Genomic DNA, 26,244 nt, shown 5'->3' with positions numbered 1-26,244 from the left:
TTCATGACCAGCATCGTGTTGGCCCGAGGCTCACCGAGGGGAGGTTCGATTAAATTCGGCGCGTCCTGCGCCAACATCGACACTAAACCGTCCTGGTTGTCGGTCGCGAAGTGTATTTCCGGAGCGGTCATATTGTTCGCATTTTCATTTACTAAACCTCTTGTCCCAGACCTATTCTTATACACTTATTTACAATTTTCGATGTGTATGTCTTTACATTCCATCAAAAATTTTTAATACTAATAAACAACAGGATCATGCGACATAGAATTTGGGTGATAATATGGCAAAAGATGATGTTTTAACAATTAATGATATATTAACGAAGGCGCGGCACTATCTTCCAGAAAAAGATGTCGATTTTTTGCGTCGCGCCTATGATTTTGCTGCCGAAGCACACGACGGCCAATTCAGAAAATCTGGTGAAGCTTACATCGTTCACCCTGTTCAAGTTGCCGGCATTTTAATCGATTTACAGCTCGATGCAGAAACGGTAGCTGGTGGCTTTTTGCATGATGTCGTTGAAGATACAGACATCACTCTCGACGTGTTAAGAGAGACATTTAATGATGAAGTTGCGCTCCTCGTTGATGGTGTCACAAAGCTCGGGAAAATAAAATATAAATCAAAAGAAGCGTTGCAGGCGGAAAACCATCGAAAAATGTTCGTCGCTATGGCGAAAGACATTCGTGTCATTTTGATTAAGCTCGCTGATCGGTTGCACAATATGCGCACCCTCAAGCATTTGCCGCCCGTTAAACAAAGACGTATTGCGAATGAAACGTTGGAAATTTTTGCGCCATTAGCACACCGTCTCGGTATTTCCACGATCAAATGGGAGCTTGAAGATACTGCGTTAAGATATATGAATCCACAGCAGTATTATCGAATTGTCCATTTAATGAAGCAAAAACGTGACGAACGTGAATCATATATTACAGAAGTCATGGATGAGGTTGGCCAACAACTGAAAGAGGTTCATATTTCAGCTGATTTATCAGGTAGACCGAAACACCTTTACAGTATTTATAGAAAAATGACAAAGCAAAACAAACAGTTTAATGAAATATATGACTTACTGGCTGTGAGGGTCATTGTGGATAGCATTAAGGATTGTTATGCGGTGCTTGGCATCATTCATACGTGCTGGAAACCTATGCCTGGTCGATTCAAAGACTATATTGCAATGCCTAAGCCTAACTTGTATCAATCATTGCATACAACGGTTATCGGTCCTAAGGGAGACCCGCTCGAGGTTCAAATTCGAACAAAGGATATGCATGAAATAGCAGAGTATGGAATTGCTGCACACTGGGCTTATAAAGAAGACAAACAAAACACTAAAAAATCTTTTGAAGAAAAACTCAGCTGGTTTAGGGAGATTCTTGAATGGCAAAATGATACACATGATGCTGAAGAATTTATGGAATCACTAAAAGTCGATTTGTTTTCGGATATGGTTTATGTGTTTACACCAAAAGGTGATGTCATTGAGCTACCTTCAGGATCAGTACCACTTGACTTTGCTTATCGTATTCATACAGAAATTGGCAATCAAACCGTTGGCGCTAAAATTAATGGCAAAATGGAGCCTTTAGATTACCAGCTTAAAAACGGTGACATTGTAGAGGTCATGACGTCAAAACACTCATATGGTCCATCACAAGATTGGCTTAAAGTCACACAAACATCCCAGGCAAAAAATAAAATACGCCAGTTTTTTAAAAAGCAGCGTCGTGAAGAGAACATTAGTAAAGGTAAGGAATGGGTTGAGAAAGAAATACGGGCACTCAATATTGAACCAAAGGACGCATTAACACAAGATAATTTGCGTCGTGTCTATGAAAAATTTAATTTTGTAAATGAAGAGGATCTCTATGCAGCTGTTGGATACCAAGGCATTACCGCAGCTTTAATTGCTACGCGTTTAACCGAAAAAATTAGGGCGTCGCGAAAACAAGAGCAAGGCATAGAAAAAACAATAGAAGATGCGATTACAACACCAGCTAATAAGCCGAATCAGAAGGGTGATTCCGGTGTCCGTGTTGAAGGTGTGGACAACATGCTCATTCGCCTGTCTAAATGCTGTAATCCAGTTCCTGGTGACCAAATCGTAGGGTACATTACGAAAGGTAGAGGCGTGTCAGTTCATCGTGCTGATTGCCCAAATGTGAAGACGTCTGAAGCGAAAGAACGTAAATTAGACGTGTACTGGAGCAATGATCAGCGTGATAAAAAACAGTATCACGTTGATTTGGAAATATCTGGCTATGATCGACACGGTTTATTGAACGAAGTGTTACAAGCTGTTAATGAAACAAAAACGCTTATTACACATGTTACAGGACGTGCAGACCGCAAAAAAATGGCAATCATTAACATTACTATTCTTATACACAACACAGATCATTTGCGAAAAATTGTTGAACGTATCAAGCGGATCAACGATGTCTACACTGTGACACGAACATTGCAATAGATGGGAGGGTTCTGTATATGCGTGCTGTTATACAACGTGCAAACGATGCATCCGTCCAAGTAAAGGATGACATTGTTGGTCGAATTCTTTTTGGACTTGTTGTTCTTATTGGCGTCACTCATGAGGATACAATTGAGGATGTTCAATATTTGGTGAAAAAAATTATTAACTTACGTATTTTTGAAGATGAGCACGGGAAGATGAACCACTCTCTGAAAGATATAGACGGCGAACTGTTATCGATTTCTCAGTTTACACTTTACGGGGATACACGAAAGGGAAGACGACCTAGCTTTATTAAAGCTGCTCGCCCTGATCATGCAACAGCACTTTACAATGCATTTAATGATATGGTGAGGGCTGAAGGGATCAAAGTAGAAACAGGACAATTTGGTGCGATGATGGACGTTAGGTTCACGAATGTCGGACCTGTTACAATTGTTATAGATAGTGAAGATCAATAAACGGGTGCTGACTCTCAGAAGGGTCAGCACCCGTTTTGATAGGTCAATCCAACTGTTTAAAATATTTCTGAATACCGATCGTAATCCCTTTTACGAGCTTTTGTTGATAACGTTCTGTCTGTAATAATTGCTCGCTTCTTGCGTTAGAAATAAAACCGAGCTCAATGAGAATGGAAGGCTTGAATGTTTGCCGAATGACAAGATAATTCTCTTGTGTCACGCCCCGATCTCTATTACCACTTTCTTGTATGAGACCTTGTTGAATAAATGTCGCAAGCGTTTCGTCTTGAGCGTGATAATAGTAGGTTTGGATCCCTGTAGCGGTTGGGTATTCAGGAAAGCTGTTGTAATGTAGACTGATGAATATATCCGTATCAGTTGTATTCGCGAGTGATGCTCTGCTTGCGAGCGATTTGAAGTGGTCCTCTGACCGTGTCATTACAACATCGGCTCCAAGATACTCCAATTCTTTTGCTAATTCAAGAGCCGTTTTAAACGCGAAATTCTTTTCGTATGTTCCCCCAACACCTATGGCTCCGACATCTCTACCACCATGTCCAGGATCAATTACGATCGTTTTATTTTGCAGTAAATCATTAGAACGATGTGGTTTGGCTATTAAAGCTTCATAAATATATCCTGACATCTGTTCGTTTGTAACTTTTAGCCAATCGCCGGTTTGAGATTCTACCATCAAATGGTCACCTTGTTGAGCATAGGAAACGATGTCATATGATGTAGATGGTCCATTTCGGAGGTGTACGCGTTCACTTTTAATCGTGATCTCTTTTGCATGATTAGGTGTCGTTTCGTTCTGTTCTGTGGTATCGTCATTTTTTTCTTCGTTTTCTATTGACACATAATCCGCACTAACCCAGCCTGTTTGCTGATTAAAGCGGATTTTAACCCATCCATCTTCTGTAGCTTCAACTGGTACAACCTCGTTTGAATGAACTTGTCCAATTTTATCGTAGTGTGTCCCAGGGCCGGATCTCACATTTAAATTGTCATATTTGATCACCGCTGTATCTGCAAAAAGCTGTCCAGAGCCAAAAAACGCTAATCCGAACATGCACATCATACTCAATAAAGCAAACCATTTGAAACGCATAAAATGTCCTCCTTATAAATGTCTGCTCCACTTATTTTAATAAAAAATGAGTGAACTGGCAAAGCTAAACATTAAATGAGACCTGCGGTAATATGTCAAAAGAAAAATAAACACGTATGAAGTTATCAATGTTCAACTTATTGAAAAATGGCATCACTAAACAAACCCAGTAAATATTGCTGAAAATACTGGTAAATAACTTAAGGATTAGAAGCTATTTATGCTCCATGTATTTACGCTCCTTTCGGCGTGTAGATTTGGTTTTTGCGTAGTAGCGCATCAACCAAACGCACAAATTTTCTTGCGGTTAGGGCGAGGGCTCTTTTATGCTGATGCTTTGGGACTTCTTGATACTTCTTTGTGTAATAGTCTTTGTATTCGGGGATATGCCTTCTTACCGAGTTGGCGGCTTCAACTAGATAATATCGCAAGTATTGATTCCTGTTACGTGATAAAGAAGTGTCATCGGCAGTAAAACGTCCAGATTGGTGTTTTCGCCAATACAAGCCAGCGTATTTGGCAATTTTGGTTTCATCCTCAAAACGCTCTATTTGACCGATTTCAGCGATGATACCAGCGGCAAATACCGGTCCAATGCCAGGAATTGACTGAAGTGTCTGCGGCATCCCAGCCATAATGCGCTTGATGGATTTATCAAGTTCTTTGATTTGTTTCTCAAACGTCCGGATCAAAGTAATCGATGTTGCCAGTATAGTGTCAATCGAATCTTCAACAACTTTATCCAGACGAAAAGATGATCTGGCGGCTTTTTGAATAGCCTTGGCAACCTCCACGGGATTTTCAAATCTGTTTCTTCCTTTGGAGCGCAGGTAATCAGCCAAATCTTTTAAACTGATTTGCGCCAGTTCATCCAAGCTATATCGCTCAAAGAACAAGTCCATCATGGCCTTGCCAAAAACAGATGAATCAACTTCTTCAGTAAACGTGTTGCACTTATAACTCAAATACTGAAGGAAACGCTGTTTTTCTTGCGCCACTTGGCGAACCAACTGATATCTTGCCCGTGTTAATTGTTGCAACGCAACATACTGTTCTTCTTTCACAACAGTCATGGGACGGCCAAAGCGCAGATAGTCAGCAATAACAAAGGCATCCAGTTCATCGGTTTTGTCCATGTCACTATAGCTTTTTTTGAAGTTGGCAATTTGCTTGGGATTCATGACAAATACTTTGGCACCTAAACCACGCATATACGCATCATTGTGTAAAAACATGGAAGGGTGAAAGCTATACACACTGGTTGATTCAAGACCGATTCGCAGTACATCAACCTGTAGGCCTTTGACTGAATTAAGAATCTCATCTCTCAGTCGTGTGGCACCTGGAAGATCATTCTCAGTTGTGAAGGATTTTATTTTTACTCCTTCATCATCTAAAAAACAGGCCTTAATATCAAAAGAGCTCACATCTAATCCGACAAATAATTTCATGGGTTATGCCTCCCTTCAATTTAGAATCATTGGAACGTGTTTCTTGGACGCTCTGAGATATCCCTAGTGTGGTCGCCGATCAGCAACCTCGTGTATCAGTACTATCCTTGCATCAAAAGCCGCCCCGGAGCTACTAACATCCGGGTTCGAACGTCAAGGTGTACAGCCTGCGTGTATGAAGATCCGCGCGTACACTGGGAAACAGTCTTTTTAATGTGGTAAATCCACAAGGAGGAAAAGAATTGTCCCAAATGATCCTAAGACCATTATCTAGGAATATCTCAGAGCGTCCAAGTGATTAACATATGATGTAGGTTCATTCATCTATGAAATAGACGCACATACTGAGTTACCTGAAACGGAAGGCGGCGACTCCAGCGGGAACAGCACGAGACTTGAGACCCCACAGTGAGCGTTCTTTGCGAGCGAGGAGGCTCAAGCCGTGCCCGCGGAAAGCGTCCGCCTGCAGTGAAAGGTAACGGAGTTATAGCTGAATGTATGTTAGAAAATCACTTAGAATAAATAGGCTTAAAATCAATGCCTAAATATACTATACGAGGAGGTATGTTGATGCGGAAAAATGAGAAACAGTGGCAATCGGCCCGTAATCATGATGTGTTTGGGGTGAATTTTCATTCCTTTATGGAAATGGAAGGCCATTGCAATCATATGGAAATCGCTCAGGAGCTCGGTATTTCAATTGGACAAGTCAAGCAATTAAAAAAGCAATTAAACCGGACTTGACAATAAAAGACATAATGATTAATATAGACTACAATATATCGTGATACCGTTAGAGGAAGAGAGTAGCACATATTGTATCTGGATAGAGAGAAAATGTCACTGGCTGAAAACATTTTTGCAGATCGTACGTGTGAAAGACACTTCCGAGGTTTCTATGCTGAATAAGAAGTAGGCATGGACGTTTTACAGGCGTTAACTGTCAAAGTCGGATATAGCTCTGCTGTATCAATCAGGGTGGCAACGCGGGTAACTCTCGTCCCTTCATATTTTAATGGGGATGGGAGTTTTTATATTGCTTAGCCATTGTACATAATGTAATAGCTTAATCCAAAGAGGGGGTCACATAGATGACGATAAAAGCACCAAGAGGAACAGTTGATCTTTTGCCGGAAAATACGAGTAAATGGCAATATGTTGAGGAAACGATTAGACAAATATGTCGTCGATTTAATTATAAGGAAATACGTACACCTTTATTTGAGCATACTGAATTGTTTCAAAGAGGTGTCGGTGATACGACAGACATTGTTCAAAAAGAGATGTACACATTTGATGATAGAGGCGGTAGAAGCCTAACATTGCGTCCAGAAGGAACCGCACCGGTTGTACGCGCATATGTACAAAACAAATTATATGGTGAGCCTATACAACCGTCTAAATTATATTATTTTGGACAAATGTTCCGTTACGAGCGTCCACAGCAAGGACGGATGCGTCAGCTTCATCAATTCGGTATTGAAGTGCTCGGAAGTGCTGATCCAGCCGTGGACGCTGAAGTGATTGATTTAGCGATGTCATGTTATGAGGAACTCGGATTAACGTCCCTTAAGCTTGTCATCAATTCTCTCGGTGATCAGGAAAGTCGTAGTGATTATCGCCAAGCATTGATTCATCACTTTAAACCTCATGTCGATGATTTGTGTAATGATTGTCAAATAAGACTTGAAGACAACCCAATGCGAATACTCGATTGTAAAAAAGATAAAGATCATCCAGCTATGCAAACAGCACCGTCTATCTTGGACTATTTAAATGAAGCGTCGAGAACATATTTTGAAAACGTAAAAGCATGTTTAGATGTAATGGGTATTGCCTATGAAGTTGATCCCAATTTAGTTCGGGGTTTAGATTATTATAATCATACTGCTTTTGAAATTATGAGTGAAGCTGACGGATTCGGTGCGATTACAACGTTAGCAGGTGGCGGTCGATACAATGGTCTTGTTGAGGATCTTGGAGGTCCAGAAACGCCAAGTATCGGATTTGCTATGGGACTTGAGCGTCTGATGATGGCATTGGAGGCTGAAAATAAAACAATTCAACTTGATGAACAACTGGAATGCCTCGTTATTGCTGTCGGAGAAACAGCTGATCAAGCCGCGATGAAGCTTGTGCATGAGCTTCGACGAGCTGGTATCCAGACAGACAAGGACTATTTAGGCCGAAAAATGAAGGCTCAGTTTAAGACGGCCAATCGAGTCAATGCAATGTATGTCGTTATATTAGGTGAAGATGAATTACAAAACGAATCAGCAACTGTTAAAAATATGACAACTGGTGAACAAGTTGATGTGTCTTTAGCGGAGATTACGGATTATTTGAAGAAATGTGTAGGAGGAAAACATCATGAAAACTAGATTTCAGGCAGGATCGATTACAGATGCTCATCTTGAACAAACCGTTATGCTTAAAGGGTGGGTTAATAAGCGCCGTGATTTAGGTGGGTTAATATTTATTGATTTGAGAGATCGGTCTGGAATGGTTCAAGTCGTCTTTAATCCAGCTCACTCTGAGGCGGCACTTGCAACAGCTGAAACAGTCCGTAGTGAATATGTTCTTGAAGTTGTAGGAAAAGTTGTTAAAAGAGATGCTGAAACAGTGAATCCAGCCATGGCGACAGGTCACCTTGAAGTACTTGCGTCAGAGGTTAACATCATTAATACTGCAAAGACGCCGCCTTTTTTGATTCAAGATAAAAGTGATGTGTCTGAGGATCTGCGACTTAAATATAGATATATTGATTTACGTCGTAAACAACTTCAAGATACATTTAAAATGAGGCATGACATCACTCAGGCTTTTAGACAATACTTAAACAAAAATGCCTTTTTAGAAATGGAAACGCCAATTTTAACAAAAAGCACACCAGAAGGCGCGCGCGACTATCTCGTTCCAAGCCGTGTCCACCCGGGCCAATTTTATGCTTTACCTCAGTCGCCACAGTTATTTAAACAGCTGCTTATGATGGGCGGATTTGAAAAATACTATCAGATTGCGAGATGCTTCCGTGATGAAGACTTGCGTGCAGACAGACAGCCTGAATTCACGCAAATTGATATTGAAACTTCCTTTATGTCAAGCGAAGACATCATGACAATGACTGAAGAGATGATGCAAACCGTCATGAAAACAGTTAAAGGCGTTGAACTTTCTTTACCATTTAAACGCCTCACCTATGATGAAGCCATGCAGCGCTTCGGTTCTGATAAGCCAGATACACGATTTGGCATGGAGCTTATTGACGTTTCATCGCTTGTAGCGCACTCCGGCTTTAAAGTGTTCCAAGGCGCAGTTCAATCTGGTGGCAAAGTATGCTTGCTTAACGCGAAAGGTCAAGCAGATCAGTTCTCACGTAAGGATATTGATAAGCTAGAGCAATTCACAAAGGTATACGGCGCCAAAGGATTGGCATGGTTGAAAGTAGAAGATGGCGCTGTGAAAGGGCCAATTGCTAAGTTTCTATCAGAAGAAGAGGTAGAAGGTCTAATCGCTCAGGCAGCGGCAGCTCATGGGGACTTATTGTTGTTCTGTGCTGATCAATCGTCTGTTGTCTACCAATCCCTCGGTGCTTTGAGATTAAAATTAGGAAAAGAACTGCAATTAATCGACACAGAACGGTTCGATTTCCTTTGGGTAACCGATTGGCCATTACTTGAGTATGATGAGGAAGCTCAACGCTATTCAGCAGCTCATCACCCGTTTACGATGCCATTTGAAGAAGATATGGATAAATTGACATCAGATCCAGCTTCAGTCCGTGCGAATGCCTATGATCTTGTCTTAAACGGTTACGAATTGGGTGGGGGATCATTACGTATATACAAGCGCGAGCACCAGGAAGCAATGTTTGAAACACTTGGTTTCTCAAAAGAAGCCGCAGAAGAGCAATTCGGATTTTTACTTGATGCCCTTGAATATGGCACACCACCTCATGGCGGCATAGCACTCGGCTTAGATCGGATTGTCATGCTGCTATCGGGTAGCTCTAATTTAAGAGATACCATTCTATTTCCTAAAACAGCGTCAGCGGCAGATTTACTAACAGATGCACCAAATGCGGTTGCTGGTGCACAGTTACAAGAATTATCGTTGGAAATCGCAGAAGATCAAAGCGCAGATTAAATATGACTCTATTTGAAAAATGTCCATGAATTGTAATATATGTCATGTATTTTTCATCTTAAGAACTATTGAAACGAATTCGTTCGTATGTTAAGATAAATTTACAAACAGATATCAATCCTGATGTGTACGTCAATTAAAATCGTTTTGACCGAACATTTATATTAAAGGGAGCTTGATATTGTTTCTGCATTGCGTGCATGCCTTACAAAGGAAGCATAAGATATGTAGAATAGAGCACCCACCTGCGTGGAGCGGGTTCAAAACACTCATATTGACGGCACAATTGGGATTGATCTACATAGACATAAACAAAGAGCATACCACTTAATGGGTGTGCTCTTTGTTTATGTCTATTTAACAATCATGCTTTTAAATTAGTATAAGGATTATTGGCCTGAGCTTTGCGCAATTTGTTCTAGGTTGCCGTTTTTATCCATTTTAAATGCAGGTGCTTTCAGTGCACCTTGGTCTTCAAATACAGTCATTTTACGGGCTCGATCCATAATTTGCATGAAGACGTGGTAATCTTCTTTGATCGTATTCAATTCTTGCTGTGCTTCCTTAAGCTCTTTTTCTAAACGAGATACTGTATCTTGCAAATCTTGATTTTCACTTTGTAGCCGCTCAACTCTAGATGTTGCTTGATTAGCAGCATTGTAATCTTTTTTTAAGCCTACTAAAAAGTGAATGACGTTGTCCAAATTAATGTCATCCGCGCTTTGTTCTATAACGGATGTATCGTAATCCGTATCTTGCTTTGTAACAGCCGTTAACTTACGTGTGTCTGAAGCTGTATCTGGTTGACCAGATGTGAAATCTTTTACACCTACTTGTGCTTTTGCTAGTCTGCGTTTCTTTTCTTTTCGTTGTCTTTTTGCGAGATCAATAGCGCTAATATATTTGTTTCTGACTTCAGCATTCCAGCGAAATCCGCAGGCAGCAGATGTGCGGTTAAGATGATCTCCGACTTCTTCAAATGCTTTTAATTGGGTACTGCCTTCTCTAATATGTCTGAGCACTGTTTCAGCAAGGAGCAAGTCATCTTCGTGGGACCATGCATCTTGTCTTACTTTTGCCATTATGTGTCAACTCCTTTATCCATTCGAACCTTCAAAAATTCTGTTTTGTATGGCGTCTTTTGATGTCTAGTTTGGACGAAGGATAAAGGAAATATACATCTATTGTCTTTGATTCTTTTTTTGTGCTGCTATTTTATCATAGACTAATTTAAGTGATTGCTCGAATTTGCCGGTTGTTTTTGGACTGTAATAGTTTTTATTTATAATAGAGTTTGGTAAATATTGTTGGTTAATCCAAGCTTGATCATAGTTATGTGGATATTTGTAATCAATACCCCGTCCGATTGTTTTAGCTCCTGTATAGTGAGCATCCTTCAAGTGAGCGGGTATTTCGCCTGCTTTTCCATGTCGTATATCACTTAGTGCCGCATCAAGTGCTTTATAAGCTGTATTAGATTTTGGTGATAAAGCGAGTTCAACAATGGCAACAGCTAATGGGATTCTTGCTTCAGGAAATCCAAGTCGTTCAGCTGCTTCAACAGCAGCGACGGCACGTGGTCCAGCTTGAGGATTTGCCAAGCCGATATCTTCATAAGCCGTTACGATCATCCGTCTTGCAATGCTATCAAGATCTCCCGCTTCGATTAAGCGGCCTAGGTAGTGAAGCGCTGCATCTACGTCACTTCCTCGGATCGATTTTTGAAAGGCAGAAAGCACATCATAATGTGCATCACCATCTTTGTCATGAGAGAAGCTTTTTTTCTGCATACATTCTTCAGCGATGGCGAGTGTAATATGGACCTCTCCTTGATCATTAGGAGGTGTAGAAGCAGCAGCAAGCTCAACACCATTTAAGGCTGATCTTAAATCGCCATTTGATCGCTCGGCAAAAAGATCCAGAGCGGCTTCATCTACGGAAATAAGCTGATCGCCAAGACCATTGGTTTCATCATAAATGGCACGTTCTACAGCGTGCCTAATATGGTTCGGTTCGAGTGGATGTAGTTCAAATAAGTGACATCGGCTACGGATCGCTGGATTTATGGCATGAAACGGATTGCTCGTTGTGCATCCTATTAATGTGATAAGATTACGCTCAAGGTGAGGTAGTAAGAAGTCTTGCTTCCCTTTATCAAGTCTGTGCACCTCATCCAAAACGAGTACGATGTTGCCTGTCATTTTTGCTTCTTCAGCAACAATTTCCATGTCCTTTTTTTTGTCAACAACCGCATTTAACATTCTCACAGGTAAGTTTAGGCTTTTTCCGAGTGCAATGGCAAGTGATGTTTTCCCTGTCCCAGGTGGTCCATATAGAATCATTGAAGACAATTGGTTTGCCTGTACCATGCGGTTTATAATTTTGCCAGGGGCGACAAGGTGCTCTTGGCCAATAATATCGTTAATATGTTGTGGCCGCATGCGATACGGCAATGGTTGGTGGGTCATATACATCGTTCCTTTAACATGATAAACTGTATAGGTAAATCGTAAGTGTGAAAACGATAAAATGCAAGAAGAAGCTTGTTCATGCTATTATAAATGATGGAATGAAATATAGAAAGGAACGTTATTTATGCAGCCTATATATATGGATCACGCTGCCACAACGCCTATTGATCTACGTGTGATTGAGGCGATGAACACAGTTTATACAGATGTGTTCGGTAACCCATCAAGTATTCATTCATACGGCAGAAAGGCACGCCAGCAATTGGATGCGGCAAGACGTACAATGGCTTCGTCTATTGCTGCACATGAAAAAGACATCATCTTTACAAGTGGTGGGACGGAAGCTGATAATCTAGCACTTATCGGCACAGCATTTGCCAATGTGTCAAAAGGACGTCATATTATTACAACGGTTCAAGAGCACCACGCTACGCTTCATACAGCTGAGTATCTTGAAGAACACGGGTTTGATGTCACGTATTTACCTGTTGATGAACACGGGCTCATCCGACTTGAGGATTTTGATCATGCATTAAGAGCAGATACCATCCTCGTCTCGGTCATGTATGTCAATAATGAAACAGGTGTCATTCAACCCATTAAAGAAATTGGTGATCGCTTAAAAAATCATCAAGCCTATTTTCATACGGATGCGGTTCAAGCATTTGGTTTAATAGATATAAACGTAAAAGAATTAGGTGTTGATTTGCTAAGTGTTTCAGCACATAAAATCAACGGTCCTAAAGGTATTGGTTTTTTATATGCAGGTGCCCATGTGCATATGCAGCCTTTACAAATTGGAGGCCAGCAGGAACGTAAGCGTCGAGCTGGTACAGAAAATGTGGCAGGCGCTGTCGGTTTTCAGAAAGCAGTTGAACTTGCTCAAGCGTTAAAAGTAGAACGTGTGAACACCTATCAAATTTACAAAAATATGTTTATCGACATATTAAAACAAGAAGACATTCACTTTACTTTGAACGGTCAAATGGCAGACACTGTCCCGACGATTATGAATGTGAGCTTTCCTGGTACTCAAGTAGAGGCGCTCCTAATAAACCTTGATCTTGAGGGTGTTGCTGTTTCGAGTGGGAGTGCTTGTACAGCGGGGTCAGTTGATCCTTCTCATGTTTTGTGTAGTATGTATTCGAATGAAGATCCTCGGACAACAAATTCAATCCGTTTTAGCTTTGGAATTGGCAATACGAGGGAGAATGTAGAGGACGGCGCAAAGCGAACAGCACGCGTGATTAAACGTTTAACAAAAAACTGAGGTGAAGACGATGAATGACAATAAAGATATTCGTGTCGTTGTTGGAATGAGTGGAGGTGTTGACTCTTCTGTGACGGCACTTCTTTTGAAGGAACAAGGGTACGATGTTATTGGCATTTTTATGAAAAACTGGGACGATACAGACGAAAATGGCGTATGTACAGCAACGGATGATTATGAGGATGTTGTACGTGTTTGTAATCAACTCGATATTCCATATTATGCCGTTAATTTTGAGAAGGAGTATTGGGATAAAGTATTCACGTATTTCCTTGATGAGTATAAAGCGGGACGCACGCCAAATCCTGATGTGATGTGTAATAAAGAAATCAAATTCAAAGCATTTCTCAGCCATGCATTGTCATTAGGGGCTGATTATGTTGCTACGGGGCATTACGCCCAAGTCAGACGACAGAATGGACATGTTCAGCTGTTGCGTGGTGTCGATAACAACAAGGATCAAACGTATTTCTTAAATCAACTTAGTGAAGATGTATTGGCCAAGGTAATGTTCCCGCTTGGACATCTTGATAAGCGAGAGGTGCGAAAAATTGCAGAGGCACATGATCTGGCAACAGCACATAAAAAAGACAGCACGGGTATCTGCTTCATAGGTGAACGTGATTTTAAATCTTTTTTAAGCGATTATTTACCTGCCCAACCCGGAGAGATGCAAACAATGTCTGGTGATGTGAAGGGGCAGCACGATGGCCTTATGTATTACACGATTGGTCAACGACAAGGTTTAGGTATAGGCGGTGCTGGCGATCCTTGGTTTGTTGTCGGCAAAAACCTTCAAGATAATGTCCTTTATGTTGAACAAGGCTATGACCATATCATGCTTAAATCGGATGCACTAATTGCGACAGATATAAATTGGATTAATGCTGATGTTACGGAGAAGCGCACCTTTGAATGTACCGCTAAGTTTCGTTATCGTCAAAAAGATAGTCATGTGACCGTTACGATACTTGATTCTGGCGATGTGCGTGTGGATTTCCATGAACAACAACGTGCCATTACACCAGGGCAAGCGGTCGTTTTTTATGACGGAGACGTTTGTTTAGGTGGCGGAACGATTAACGATGTCATTCGCGATGAAAAAAAATTGGATTATGTTGGCTAGAGTAGTAGCGTAAGTGATTAAAGGGTGATAAAAATGACTAAAACAGAAGCAGCCATGAAACATATGGAAGATAAGCAATATGAGAAAGCCGCTGAGTTATTTGGTGAAATTATCGAGGAACAGCCCAATAACCCTGTAGGCTATATTAATTTTGGCAACCTACTAACCCATATAAAAGATTATGAACGTGCATGTTTGTTTTATGAGAAGGCCATTGAGCTTGACCCTCGTGCTGGCACAGCATATTACGGGGTTGGCACAGTACATTATGCGCAAGAACAATATGGTGATGCGAGACAGATGTTCCAGCAAGCAATGACGTGTGGTCTTGAAGAAGGCGATGTGTATTATATGATGGGCATGACCTTTTATAAGGAAAATCAGTCCAAGCTCGCAATACCTTACTTTATGCGTGCGACTGAATTGCTACCTGAAGATTTGACGATCTTTTTTCAGTATGGTTTAGCCCTTGCACAAAATCAATTTATAACAGAAGCGAAAGTTATTTTTGAGCGCGTACTTGAGCTTGAGCCTACACACAGCGATGCCCATTACAATCTAGGTGTCATTGATATGTATTATGAACACTTTGAAGCAGCTCGTAATCATTTTAATATGGCATTGTCCAACCAACCTGACCATGTGCTAGCTGCAAATGGAAAACAGAAGGCAGACGCATGTCTGAATTCAGTTGGTAAAGACAAGTAAAGTGGGGTTGTCTGATGGAAACGGAAAAAAGTCCTGAACAGGGTTTTATTAAAGGGGAACTGCTTCATACCATTTTTGTGAATGATAGTGAACAGTTTGCCATTGTAAAGCTGAAAATCCATGAAACGAATGAAGCGTATAAGGAAAAAGAAATTGTTGCTAAAGGGTATTTACCTCAACTTAATGAAGGTACGCTTTACTTCTTTTATGGTGCATTACAGCAGCATGCAAAATTCGGTATCCAATATCGCGTAGACGCATATAAAACGTGTATCCCTGATTCAAAAACGGGTCTTGTAGCATACTTATCAAGCGATTTGTTTTACGGTATTGGTAAGCGGACAGCTGAGAAGATTGTCGCTATTCTTGGTGATCAAGCGATATCTAAAATCTTGAATGATCGTCATGTATTAAGGAAAGTGCCTGGTTTAAGTGAAGACAAAGCAGAAAAATTAGGGAAGACTTTACAGGAGAATCAAGGCTTTGAGCATATTGCCGTTCAACTGGCAACATACGGAATTGGACTGAAAATGGCCCAAAAGATTTATAAACATTATAAAGATACCGCCCTTGATGTGCTGCAGGATGATCCATATCAATATGTATATGATATTGAGGGCTTTGGATTCCGTACAGCTGATGATATCGCTCGAAAAAACGGCTTGTCAGCTACACATCCAAATCGTATTGGGGCAGGGTGTATTTATGTATTACAGCAGCATGTACAGAACGGACATGTGTATTTACCGATCGACGTATGTGTTGAACAGATCAAAACGCTTTTGGCTACGGCAGAGCTGACAGAGGATATGATCCAAACTACGGTAGAGGAACTGAATTCAGCCAAATCGATTATTGTTCAAAACGGTAACGTCTACTTACCGTCTCTTTATTATGCAGAAGATGGATTTGCCGCCCACTTAAAACGATTGCTGGAGCAAGAGGTTGAATTGGATCTGACGTTAGCAGATATGATGAAAATTACTGGTAATATTGAGGATGAAGAAGTGCTGAGCTATGGTGAGGATCAATTTGCAGCCATTCAAAAAGCATTGCATTCAAAGGTCATGATATTAACAGGGGGACCTGGTACAGGAAAAACAACCGTTATTAAAGGCATATTAAAGGCTTATGCCGCTATTCATGATAAATCTATTGATCCTAACGATTATGATCACAAGAGTGATATTCCATTTATCTTAACAGCTCCAACAGGACGGGCGGCAAAACGGATCCATGAATCGACAGGCATACAGGCTTCCACCATTCATCGTTTGTTAGGATGGGACGGTCATAACGGTTTTGAAAAGAATGAGCATGAACAGCTTGAAGGAGCGTTTTTAATCATTGATGAATTTTCTATGGTTGATATTTGGCTTGCCAACCAACTGTTCAAAGCCATTCCAGATCATATGCAAGTCCTGCTCGTTGGCGATGAAGATCAGCTTCCATCGGTTGGCCCCGGTCAGGTGCTATCTGATTTATTAAAAGCAGGTCTCATTCCATCTGTACAGTTAACCGAAGTGTACCGACAAAAAGAGGGCTCCAAAATTATTAAACTCGCGCATCAAATAAAAAATGACGTATGTGGTCAAGCAGACTTACAAAACGATCAAGACTTTAGCTTTATTCGGTGTCATGCGTCACAAATGCTAGATGCTATGACAGGCATTTTTAGTAAGGCGATACAAAAAGGGATTGACGTTAATGACATACAGGTTCTCGCACCAATGTATCGCACTCAAGTTGGCATCCATGCGATCAACCGTCATCTTCAAGCATTAATAAACCCTAAGAGCAATCAACGACGAGAAATTCATGTGTTTGATGTTGTGTACCGTGTTGGTGATCGCATGATCCAACTCGTCAATCAGCCGGAGGATGGCGTTTATAATGGCGACATCGGAGAAATTGTCGCCATCTTTAAAGAAGAAGAGAACACAGAGCATCAAGAACAGCTTGTCCTGTCATTTGATGGGAAAGAAGTTGTGTATGAAAAAAAAGACTACGGTAATGTGATGCATGCGTACTGTATTTCCATTCATAAAGCTCAAGGAAGCGAATTTCCTATTGTTGTCATGCCTGTTATGTCGGCCTATAGAAGAATGCTACGCAAAAATCTATTATATACCGCCATTACAAGGAGTAAAAGCTCTTTAATTATTTGTGGTGATGTGTCGGCATTTTTATCGGGTGTTGCGACACATGATACGAATAGACGGTATACGACTTTAATTGAGCAGTTAACAAATCGCATCCATCCATCAGAGCAGGACGATTCAGAAATGGAGGATGCAGACATTACGCCTTATGATTTTATGTAATTTTTTCAATCTCGATGTATAATCCAAACGGATAACGGATAGCCTAGTGTCTGATAGAACGTTCCAAAAAAGGAGCTTGACACGATGCAATGTCCGAACTGTAATGGAAAAAATCTCGGAAAAATAGGCACACAACAATACTATTGCTGGAATTGTTTTATAGAATTGTCGATCATGAACAACGCTTTAGCCGTTCATCAAGTTGAGGCAGATGGGTCACTAAGCTCACTCAATGACTTGTTTTCAGAGGAAGAACTTTATATTGAATGATCTTAGTAACCAATTGCCCAATGTTGATTTGCGAGAGTTGGTGACTTATGCTCGACAATAAACCGCGGATGCGTTTGGTGTACTGGAGCATCAGTACGATCATTTTTTTAATTTTAGTCTATTTTCTTGTGAAGCTGACGCCAGTTTATGGTGCAGTCTTTTCTTTTTTACTTAAATTATTTGCACCGTTTATCATTTCTTGTTTAATTGCGTTTTTACTTTATCCAATTATTAAGCAGTTGCACAACTGGCATATTCCCAAATGGCTCGCTATCTTAGTTATTTACTTGTTTTTTTTCGGTGGCACGAGTTATTTAATCTATCGTATTTATCCGATGATTATTATGCAATTACGTGATTTGAATGATCAGCTACCTGTATTGATGCGCTCTTACAGTGATTTAATTTATCGTGTATATGAGTCAACAGCATTTTTGCCAGAAACGGTTCATGAAAAAATTGACCAAATTATTTATGGTTTAGAGCAATATGTTGGAGGCGTATTAACTGCGATTTTCGACATGGCTGCAAATGTTGTTGATATCGTCATTTTTCTGACGGTTATTCCTGTTATTGTGTTTTATTTGTTAAAGGACTACGAAAGTATTAAATCATATGGAATGAATCTCATTTCAGAAAAACATAGACAGCCTGTTCGTGAAGTGTTAAGTGCAATGAATGAAAGTCTTGGCCAATATATACGGGGGTTGTTTTTTGTCAGTTTATTTGTGAGTGTGACGACATTTATCGCGTTTCATTTGCTTGACATTAAATATGCATTATTACTCGCTATTATTATGGGTTTAACGAATATCATCCCATATTTCGGACCAATTATAGGAGCTGTACCGGCTTTGTTTATTGCAGCTACAATGTCCACAAAAGTAGTGATTGCCCTACTTATATCATTGTTCGTGATTCAACTCATCGAAAGCAATCTCGTTTCGCCCTATATTATGGGGAAAAGTATCCAAATTCACCCAATCGTGATTATTTTCGCGCTGTTGCTAGGTGGACAGCTTGGTGGTGTGATAGGGATGATTGTTGTCGTTCCCGTTTTAACGGTGTTGCGAGCAATTATGCCACCTTTATTAAAACTAAGACACAATCGTTGACATTTTGCGCTTTGTTTTTTATAATATCGCTACAATGAGATATTTAATTAATACGATGATGGTTCCGAGTACATGATCCTCCATTCTTAGAGAGGGATTTTCACGGCTGAAAGAAATCCTGAATGTCGAGTCATGGAATGCTAAACCGGAGTGCGGCTGATACCCGCCGGCGTGCAAGTCGTTATATTGCCTTAAGTGATGGACATGTTATTGTCCATAATATAGGGTGGTACCGCGATGTTATCTCGTCCCTGCATATGCAGTGGCGGGTTTTTTTGTTTTAAAATATGTGATTAGTTGAATTGGAGGCCAAGGACATGAAACAGCTGAAATCAAGTGACATTCGCCGAATGTTTTTAGACTTCTTTAAAGAAAAAGGGCATGAAGTAGAACCGAGTGCTTCACTCGTTCCTCAAGATGATCCATCGCTACTGTGGATTAATAGTGGTGTCGCAACGTTAAAAAAATATTTTGACGGGCGAGTTGTCCCTAACAATCCTCGTATCGTTAATGCTCAGAAGGCGATTCGAACGAATGATATTGAAAATGTCGGCTATACAGCAAGACACCATACGTTTTTTGAAATGCTCGGTAATTTTTCGATTGGCAATTATTTTAAACAAGAGGCGATAGAGTGGGCTTGGGAATTTCTAACGAGTGATAAATGGATTGGATTTGATCCAGATCGCTTATCAGTAACCGTCCATCCTGAAGATGATGAAGCCTATGATATATGGTTGAATGACATTCAATTACCGAAGGAACGCATTATTCGCTTAGAGGAAAACTTTTGGGATATTGGTGAGGGGCCGAGTGGGCCAAACACGGAGATCTTTTATGATCGCGGGGAACGATATGGGAATGATCCACAAGACCCTGAGCTTTATCCAGGTGGGGAGAATGCCCGTTATTTGGAAATATGGAATCTTGTATTTTCACAGTTTAATCATAATCCAGATGATACGTACACGCCACTTCCAAATAAAAATATCGATACCGGATTAGGACTTGAACGGATGGCGTCAGTGATTCAAGATGTTCCAACGAACTATGAAACAGATTTGTTCATGCCGATCATCAAAGCGACTGAAGCAATTTCAGGTGTTACATATGGACAAAACGCTCAACAGGACACAGCTTTTAAGGTAATTGCTGATCATATTCGGACGGTATCATTTGCGTTAGGTGATCATGCTCTTCCTTCGAATGAAGGCAGAGGATATGTGTTACGCAGACTTTTACGCAGAGCTATACGGTTTGCTAAATATATTCAAATTAACGAGCCTTTCATGTACAAGCTCGTACCAATTGTAGGAGAAATCATGCGTGACTTCTACCCAGAAGTGGTGTCGCAACAAGATTACATTGCAAAAGTCATTCGAACAGAAGAAGAACGCTTCCATGAAACGTTAGAGGACGGTCTTGAGATTTTAGGTAAGATTATTGAACGCGAAAAACAAAAAGGCAGTGATGTGTTTCCGGGAGAAGACGTATTTCGTTTGTCAGACACGTACGGTTTCCCTAAGGAGCTAACAGAAGAGTATGTTAAAGAAGAAGGCTTTACGATTGATGTAGCAGGCTTCGAAAAAGAACTTGAAAAGCAGAGAGAGCGAGCTCGCAATGCCCGAGGGAAAGTCGATTCAATGCAGATTCAAAATGAATTACTATCAAACCTTGAAGTTGCGAGTCGTTTTATCGGCTATGACGAGTTGGAAACAGAAACGACGGTTACTCGGTTGTTTAATGGTGAAGCATTTGTCGACTCAGCACAAACGGGTGAAGACATTTATGTGTTTTTACAAGAAACACCGTTTTATGCAGAAAGTGGTGGGCAAATTGCTGATCAAGGCATATTGTTTACTGATGATTTGAAGGCCCAAGTTGTTGATGTTAAAAAAGCACCAAAAGGGCAGCATATTCATAAAGTGCGCATTGAAAGTGGTACTTTGACAACAGGACAAATGGTCCAAGCAACCGTTCAAAAGCCATTCCGAAACGCTATTGTTAAAAACCATACAGCTACACATTTGCTACATCAAGCATTAAAAGATGTGCTTGGCGATCACGTTAACCAAGCTGGTTCTCTCGTTGCACCAGATCGGTTAAGGTTTGACTTTTCACATTTTAGTGCTGTGACAGAATCGGAAATGAACGACATTGAACGTATTGTCAATGAACGCATTTGGTCAGCAGTGCCGGTTTCCATTGAATCCATGCAGCTTGATGACGCGAAACAAATAGGTGCAATGGCTTTATTTGGTGAAAAATATGGGGATGTTGTACGGGTCGTTCAAGTTGGAGATTATAGTGTTGAGCTTTGTGGAGGGTGTCATGTCACGAACACGTCCGAAATTGGTCTCTTTAAGCTTATGTCAGAAACAGGGATTGGGGCAGGTACAAGACGCATCGAGGCCGTAACGAGTCAATCTGCCTTCGAATTTGTGAATGCTAAATTAGATGTTTTAGATTCAGCTGCTAAACTGTTAAAGACGCGTGATGACAATGTAACAGAGCGGATAGAAGTGTTGTTTAATGACATGAAGACATTGGAAAAAGAAGTGGCATCTTTAAGTGGAAAATTGTCTCATATGGAAGCACAATCGATCTTAGACGACATTCAAACCATATCAGGTGTCCAGTTGCTGACACAAAAGGTAAATGTAAAGAATATGAACCAACTTAGAAGCATGCTTGATGAATTAAAGCAGAAGTTATCTTCAGGTGTGATTTTACTCGCAGCAGAAAATGATGGCAAGGTGCAATTAGCAGCAGGGGTTTCTGATGACTTGATTCAGCGTGGTTTACATGCAGGACAGCTCATAAAGCAAGCTGCTACCATTTGCGGTGGTGGTGGCGGTGGCCGTCCAGATATGGCTCAAGCAGGTGGCAAGCAGCCTGAAAAAATTGCCGAGGCACTTCAGTCAGCTCAAACATTTATTACGAATCATATTAAAGCTTAATCGGGTGTTTGTATTCTTCTAGACATTACACGTATAATAAATCAAACAAACATGTTAAAATAGAGCATAACAGGAAAAACATGTGAATGAGGTGTTTCAATGAGTAATATCGATAAAACGATGAAGTTCAATTTTTCGGACGAGCCTCTTGATCAAAACGTTGAACATATAATGTTTACGGTCTATGAGTCACTTAAGGAAAAGGGCTATAATCCGATTAATCAAATTGTCGGATATCTGTTATCAGGTGATCCAGCCTATATTCCAAGATATAAGGATGCGCGTAACTTAATTAGAAAAATTGAGCGCGATGAAGTCATTGAAGAACTGGTCACTTTTTATTTAAAACAGAAACAGAAGGAAGACTAAATGACGACAATTGGACTGGATGTTGGAAGTAAAACAATTGGTGTTGCAGTCAGTGATGAATTAGGTCTGACTGCACAAGGTTTAACAACGATCCAATGGGATGAAAATGTCCCAGAGTCAGCAGATACCGAGCTGTCAGCAATTATAAAAGAACGGCATATCGGGAAAGCTGTGATTGGTTATCCCAAAAACATGAATGGAACCATTGGACCACGCGGTGTTGCATCTGAGATGTATGCACGTTATATAGAAGACACATATGACATCCCGACAGTCCTTTGGGATGAACGGTTGACGACTATGGCGGCTGAGCGAATATTGCTTGAAGCCGATGTCAGCAGAAAAAAACGAAAAAAAGTCATCGATAAGATGGCAGCAGCATTAATATTGCAAAGTTATCTGGATCATAACTATTAAAAGGAAGGCGTGGTATCATGGCACTTGAAGAAAAAGAACGCATTATCATCCCAGATGAAAATGGTGAAGAACATTTATTTGAAGTATTGTTTACATTTGACGTTGACAAAACAGAGCAATCTTATATAGCTGTTGTTCCAGTTGAACAAGCTGATGAGGATGAAGTTGAAGTATATGCATTTCGATATGAGTCTCAGGAAAATGATGACAACGACTTGGCTCTTTTCCCAATAGAATCAGATGATGAATGGGAAATTGTTGAGGAGATGCTCAATACACTTGCTAACGAAGAGGAAAGCGAGTAGACAGATGTAAGGACGAATAGTTGATGCTCACAAGGCATCAGCTATTCTGTTTTTTCTCATATAATATGCGCCTAACACTCTATATGTCTCCGTGAAAACTGTGGCATATCAGGGTTTTTTTTAGTATAATGTAGCGGATGAAAGGGGAAAAAACATGTCCAAACAAAAAAGTGAATGGAAAAAAGCGTATAAAGATAAAATGAAGAAACGAGGAGAGGAAGCGCGGACAGTGAGAAGAATCGTATCTGTGATCATTATTTCACTGTCACTTATTTTCATCATCGGTGCTTACTCTGCCTACTCTTATATTAAATCTTCACTCCAGCCAGTCGATCCAGACGCAACAGAAAATATTGAAGTAACAATACCACTTGGCTCATCCACGTCAGCGATTGGACGAATTTTGGAGGAAAATGGTGTCATTAAAGACGCACGTATATTTCGGTTTTATACGAAATTTAAAAATGAGTCTGATTTTCAAGCCGGTGACTATATGTTTAATGGATCGATGAAGATTGATGAGATTATCGATTCTCTGCAGCAAGGCATTATTTTGGCAAAACCAATGTACAAGGTGACAATACCAGAAGGCATGACAGTCGATGAAATTGCCGACATCTATGCACAGAAGCTGCCTTTCGATAAACAGGCATTTCTTGATAAGGCGAATGATCCGTCATATATTCAAGCTTTAATTGAGAAATATCCTGGTATATTATCTGAAACGATACTAGATGATAGGATTAAAACACCGTTAGAAGGTTATTTATTTGCAGCGACTTATAGCATTTACGAAAAAGAGCCGACAATTGAATCCATTATTGAGGCGATGCTTGATAAAACGCAATCGGTCGCTGGACAATATTTTAATGAGATGACGGAACAGGAATTTTCAGTTCATGAAGCATTAACGTTCGCGTCTATCGTCGAAAAAGAAGCGATTAATGAAGAACAACGGAAAATGATTTCAGGCATTTTTCATAATCGCCTAGATAATGACATGCGCTTACAAACCGATCCAACTGTTCTATATGCACTTGGCATTCATAAGGGTAAAGTTTTGTATGAGGATTTAGAAGTTGATTCGCCTTACAATACGTATAAAATTGAGGCGTTGCCTGTCGGGCCGATCTCGAACTTTTCAGAGAGTGCTCTTGAAGCTGCTTTGATTCCTGAAGAATCCGAATATGTATATTTTTTACATGATGGAGAAGGCAATATTTATTACGCTAAAAATCTTGATGAGCATAATCAGAATAAGCGTGAGCATATAAAATAGAAAGACGTCACATCACGAAATACGATACAGTATAGAGTATCTCGTTTAAGATACGTAAATTTGAATAGGAATGTGTTTGATTATGAATGAAGGTTTGAAGAACTATTTGGCGCAGTTCAATCAACAAGCGCCTCCATGGGTACAAGACCTACAAGAACAAGCTAAAAGGGATCACATACCCATTATGGAAGAAGACGGTTTAAAATTTTTATTACAACTCATTCAAATTCACCAGCCGAAGCGCATACTTGAAATTGGTACGGCCATCGGTTATTCAGCTCTGAGAATGGCAGACGCTTATGAGCATGCATCAATTGTGACAATTGAAAAGGATGTGAAGCGCCATCAACAGGCTGTTGGAAATTTTCAAATGATAGTGGACAAGGGGTGCCGCATCAACGCGATTTTGGGTGATGCACGTGACATTCTGCCACAACTAAAGAGTGAGATGCCCTTTGATCTCATATTTATTGATGCAGCAAAAGGGCAGTATGAAGCTTATTTCAATGAGGCATCAGCTCTATTAAGTGATACAGGTATCATTATATCGGACAACGTTTTATTTAAGGGATATGTGTACGACGATACACAAATGCCTGTTCATTTTAGAGCGCTCGTAAAAAAGATACGACATTTTAATGAGTGGGTCATGAACCATCCTGATTTTGATAGCACGATTGTGCCTATAGGAGATGGCTTAGTGATGAGTAGGAGAAAGAGTTAAGGAGCAAACAATATGTCAAAAAAACCAGTCGTAATTGGTGTTGCTGGAGGAAGCGGTAGCGGTAAAACAACTGTTACGAAATCTATTTGTCGTCGTTTTTCTGATACGACAATTTTGGTCATTGAGCAAGACTATTATTACAAGGATCAAAGTCATTTACCATACGAGGAAAGATTACAGACGAACTATGACCATCCACTTGCTTTTGATAACGACCTTTTAATTGATCATATGAACAAGCTGCTGAACAATGAAAGCATTGAGAAGCCCGTTTATGATTATAAGCGTCACACGCGTTCAGAAAAGGTTGTACCTGTTGAGCCAAAAGAAGTGATTATTGTTGAAGGCATTTTGATTTTAGAAGATCCACGCTTAGTAGATCTAATGGATATAAAGGTGTATGTTGATACAGATGCTGACATACGAATTATTCGCAGACTTCTGAGAGATATTAAAGAGCGTGGTAGAACGCTGGATTCGGTCATTGATCAATATGTCAATAATGTTAGACCAAGTCATTTGCAATTTGTTGAACCGACAAAGCGCTATGCTGATATCATCATACCAGAAGGTGGCCAAAACCATGTGGCCATTGATATTATGGCAACGAAAATTGCCCAAATTTTATCGAGTAAATAAGAAGAAAAAAATTAGCATTGAAAAAGTTGCTAAAATCTGCCATAGTATTTGTGAGTCATTTACATTTACACATAAAAGGGCAAACAAGACTGAAACGTGTTTTGAGAGATAAAAAAGGAGTGTTTTTATGGCTACAGAAAAAAGCTTTTACATGACAGACGAGGGGAAAGAGAAACTAGAACGAGAACTTCTTTATATGAAGACGGAAAAAAGACAAGAAGTTGTAGAGCGCATAAAGGTTGCGCGTGACTTTGGTGATCTATCCGAGAATTCAGAGTATGATTCAGCTAAAGAAGAACAAGCATTTGTAGAGTCTAGAATTGCTCAGTTGGAAAATATGATTCGTCATGCAGTTATTATTGAAAATGATACGGCTGTTTCTGGTGTGGTCGCTTTAGGAAAAACAGTGACATTCCAAGAATTACCGGATGGTGATGAAGAAACATATACGATCGTTGGTAGTGCTGAAGCTGATCCATTTGAGGGGAAAATTTCAAATGATTCACCGATGGCTAAAAGTCTTTTGGGTCATGAAATTGGAAGTGAAGTCGCTGTTGCAACACCAGGCGGTGACATCCAAGTTAAGATTATAAACGTCGAGTAGAAATTTTAAAGC

At 40.2% G+C, this 26,244-nt stretch carries 23 protein-coding genes, 1 other RNA gene and 2 other annotated features; of the genes, 20 read left to right on the top strand and 4 right to left on the bottom strand.

All coding sequences use genetic code 11. The features are described from left to right. Positions 1 to 283 precede the first annotated feature (283 nt). Together HPC67_RS07225 and dtd are read left to right on the top strand one after the other, a co-directional pair. Entirely contained in the window at positions 284 to 2,479 is a 2,196-nt protein-coding gene (locus HPC67_RS07225) for a RelA/SpoT family protein (protein ID WP_217586817.1), read from the top strand. Positions 2,480 to 2,496: 17 nt separating this feature from the next. Beyond that, positions 2,497 to 2,943, top strand: coding sequence for a D-aminoacyl-tRNA deacylase (gene dtd / locus HPC67_RS07220; protein ID WP_217586815.1), 447 nt, complete (start codon positions 2,497 to 2,499; stop codon positions 2,941 to 2,943). Between the two features lie 43 nt (positions 2,944 to 2,986). On the opposite strand, the gene HPC67_RS07215 is transcribed toward dtd, so the two are convergent. Continuing rightward, positions 2,987 to 4,054 (bottom strand): N-acetylmuramoyl-L-alanine amidase family protein, encoded by a 1,068-nt coding sequence (locus HPC67_RS07215; protein ID WP_217586813.1) that lies wholly within the window; start codon positions 4,052 to 4,054, stop codon positions 2,987 to 2,989. Positions 4,055 to 4,287: 233 nt separating this feature from the next. Then, on the bottom strand, positions 4,288 to 5,505 hold the full coding sequence (locus HPC67_RS07210) for an IS110 family RNA-guided transposase (RefSeq protein WP_217586811.1): 1,218 nt from the start codon (positions 5,503 to 5,505) through the stop codon (positions 4,288 to 4,290). Positions 5,506 to 6,075: 570 nt separating this feature from the next. Between HPC67_RS07210 and HPC67_RS07205 the strand changes: the two genes are divergently transcribed. The 4 genes from HPC67_RS07205 (at position 6,076) to ssrS (ending at position 9,948) form a co-directional block, all read left to right on the top strand. Continuing rightward, positions 6,076 to 6,249 carry a hypothetical protein gene (locus tag HPC67_RS07205; protein WP_217586809.1) on the top strand — a complete coding sequence of 58 codons (174 nt, stop codon included), beginning with the start codon at positions 6,076 to 6,078 and terminating at the stop codon, positions 6,247 to 6,249. Between the two features lie 40 nt (positions 6,250 to 6,289). Then, positions 6,290 to 6,513 (top strand) — a binding site (T-box leader). Between the two features lie 83 nt (positions 6,514 to 6,596). Then, the gene (hisS, locus tag HPC67_RS07200; protein ID WP_217586807.1) at positions 6,597 to 7,886 is read left to right on the top strand and encodes a histidine--tRNA ligase; all 1,290 of its coding nucleotides are present in this window, start codon (positions 6,597 to 6,599) and stop codon (positions 7,884 to 7,886) included. Continuing rightward, positions 7,876 to 9,651 (top strand): aspartate--tRNA ligase, encoded by a 1,776-nt coding sequence (aspS, locus tag HPC67_RS07195; protein ID WP_217586806.1) that lies wholly within the window; start codon positions 7,876 to 7,878, stop codon positions 9,649 to 9,651. The genes hisS and aspS overlap by 11 nt, the downstream gene beginning before the upstream one ends. 114 nt (positions 9,652 to 9,765) lie before the next feature. Continuing rightward, positions 9,766 to 9,948: non-coding RNA, 6S RNA (gene ssrS / locus HPC67_RS07190), on the top strand. Positions 9,949 to 10,040: 92 nt separating this feature from the next. Here the strand turns inward: ssrS and HPC67_RS07185 are convergent. Then, positions 10,041 to 10,733, bottom strand: a complete 693-nt coding sequence (locus HPC67_RS07185) for an RsfA family transcriptional regulator (RefSeq protein WP_217586805.1) — start codon at positions 10,731 to 10,733, stop codon at positions 10,041 to 10,043. A 99-nt stretch (positions 10,734 to 10,832) separates the two neighbouring features. Next, positions 10,833 to 12,119 carry a replication-associated recombination protein A gene (locus tag HPC67_RS07180; RefSeq protein WP_217586804.1) on the bottom strand — a complete coding sequence of 429 codons (1,287 nt, stop codon included), beginning with the start codon at positions 12,117 to 12,119 and terminating at the stop codon, positions 10,833 to 10,835. A 127-nt stretch (positions 12,120 to 12,246) separates the two neighbouring features. Between HPC67_RS07180 and HPC67_RS07175 the strand changes: the two genes are divergently transcribed. The 14 genes from HPC67_RS07175 to greA all read left to right on the top strand — a co-directional run bounded on the left by HPC67_RS07175 (position 12,247) and on the right by greA (position 26,232). After that, positions 12,247 to 13,392 (top strand): cysteine desulfurase family protein, encoded by a 1,146-nt coding sequence (locus HPC67_RS07175; RefSeq protein ID WP_217586803.1) that lies wholly within the window; start codon positions 12,247 to 12,249, stop codon positions 13,390 to 13,392. Between the two features lie 10 nt (positions 13,393 to 13,402). Continuing rightward, on the top strand, positions 13,403 to 14,518 hold the full coding sequence (mnmA, locus tag HPC67_RS07170; protein ID WP_217586802.1) for a tRNA 2-thiouridine(34) synthase MnmA: 1,116 nt from the start codon (positions 13,403 to 13,405) through the stop codon (positions 14,516 to 14,518). A gap of 33 nt (positions 14,519 to 14,551) precedes the next feature. Next, positions 14,552 to 15,226, top strand: coding sequence for a tetratricopeptide repeat protein (locus HPC67_RS07165; RefSeq protein WP_217586801.1), 675 nt, complete (start codon positions 14,552 to 14,554; stop codon positions 15,224 to 15,226). A gap of 14 nt (positions 15,227 to 15,240) precedes the next feature. Continuing rightward, the gene (recD2, locus tag HPC67_RS07160) at positions 15,241 to 17,550 is read left to right on the top strand and encodes an SF1B family DNA helicase RecD2 (RefSeq protein ID WP_217586800.1); all 2,310 of its coding nucleotides are present in this window, start codon (positions 15,241 to 15,243) and stop codon (positions 17,548 to 17,550) included. 84 nt (positions 17,551 to 17,634) lie between these two features. Continuing rightward, on the top strand, positions 17,635 to 17,820 hold the full coding sequence (locus HPC67_RS07155) for a hypothetical protein (RefSeq protein WP_217586798.1): 186 nt from the start codon (positions 17,635 to 17,637) through the stop codon (positions 17,818 to 17,820). A gap of 47 nt (positions 17,821 to 17,867) precedes the next feature. Beyond that, positions 17,868 to 18,935, top strand: a complete 1,068-nt coding sequence (locus HPC67_RS07150; protein ID WP_246569809.1) for an AI-2E family transporter — start codon at positions 17,868 to 17,870, stop codon at positions 18,933 to 18,935. A gap of 46 nt (positions 18,936 to 18,981) precedes the next feature. Further along, positions 18,982 to 19,191, top strand: a binding site (T-box leader). A gap of 61 nt (positions 19,192 to 19,252) precedes the next feature. Next, on the top strand, positions 19,253 to 21,895 hold the full coding sequence (gene alaS / locus HPC67_RS07145; RefSeq protein WP_217586796.1) for an alanine--tRNA ligase: 2,643 nt from the start codon (positions 19,253 to 19,255) through the stop codon (positions 21,893 to 21,895). 99 nt (positions 21,896 to 21,994) lie between these two features. Beyond that, positions 21,995 to 22,264 carry an IreB family regulatory phosphoprotein gene (locus tag HPC67_RS07140; RefSeq protein WP_217586795.1) on the top strand — a complete coding sequence of 90 codons (270 nt, stop codon included), beginning with the start codon at positions 21,995 to 21,997 and terminating at the stop codon, positions 22,262 to 22,264. Continuing rightward, positions 22,265 to 22,681: a Holliday junction resolvase RuvX gene (gene ruvX, locus HPC67_RS07135; protein WP_217586794.1), complete on the top strand. Its 417-nt coding sequence runs from the start codon at positions 22,265 to 22,267 to the stop codon at positions 22,679 to 22,681. Between the two features lie 17 nt (positions 22,682 to 22,698). Beyond that, positions 22,699 to 22,986: a DUF1292 domain-containing protein gene (locus tag HPC67_RS07130; protein WP_217586793.1), complete on the top strand. Its 288-nt coding sequence runs from the start codon at positions 22,699 to 22,701 to the stop codon at positions 22,984 to 22,986. 154 nt (positions 22,987 to 23,140) lie between these two features. Beyond that, positions 23,141 to 24,265, top strand: coding sequence for an endolytic transglycosylase MltG (mltG, locus tag HPC67_RS07125; RefSeq protein WP_217586792.1), 1,125 nt, complete (start codon positions 23,141 to 23,143; stop codon positions 24,263 to 24,265). Positions 24,266 to 24,347: 82 nt separating this feature from the next. After that, positions 24,348 to 24,989: an O-methyltransferase gene (locus HPC67_RS07120; protein ID WP_217586791.1), complete on the top strand. Its 642-nt coding sequence runs from the start codon at positions 24,348 to 24,350 to the stop codon at positions 24,987 to 24,989. Between the two features lie 12 nt (positions 24,990 to 25,001). After that, the gene (gene udk, locus HPC67_RS07115; RefSeq protein ID WP_217586790.1) at positions 25,002 to 25,628 is read left to right on the top strand and encodes a uridine kinase; all 627 of its coding nucleotides are present in this window, start codon (positions 25,002 to 25,004) and stop codon (positions 25,626 to 25,628) included. A 127-nt stretch (positions 25,629 to 25,755) separates the two neighbouring features. Further along, positions 25,756 to 26,232 (top strand): transcription elongation factor GreA, encoded by a 477-nt coding sequence (gene greA, locus HPC67_RS07110; RefSeq protein ID WP_217586788.1) that lies wholly within the window; start codon positions 25,756 to 25,758, stop codon positions 26,230 to 26,232. The last annotated feature ends 12 nt before the right edge of the window (positions 26,233 to 26,244 follow it).

It is taken from the genome of Lentibacillus saliphilus (genome assembly GCF_019093865.1).
In the GTDB taxonomy this organism is placed as follows: domain Bacteria; phylum Bacillota; class Bacilli; order Bacillales; family Amphibacillaceae; genus Lentibacillus_B; species Lentibacillus_B saliphilus.
This window is presented reverse-complemented; position numbering and strand designations above follow the sequence as displayed.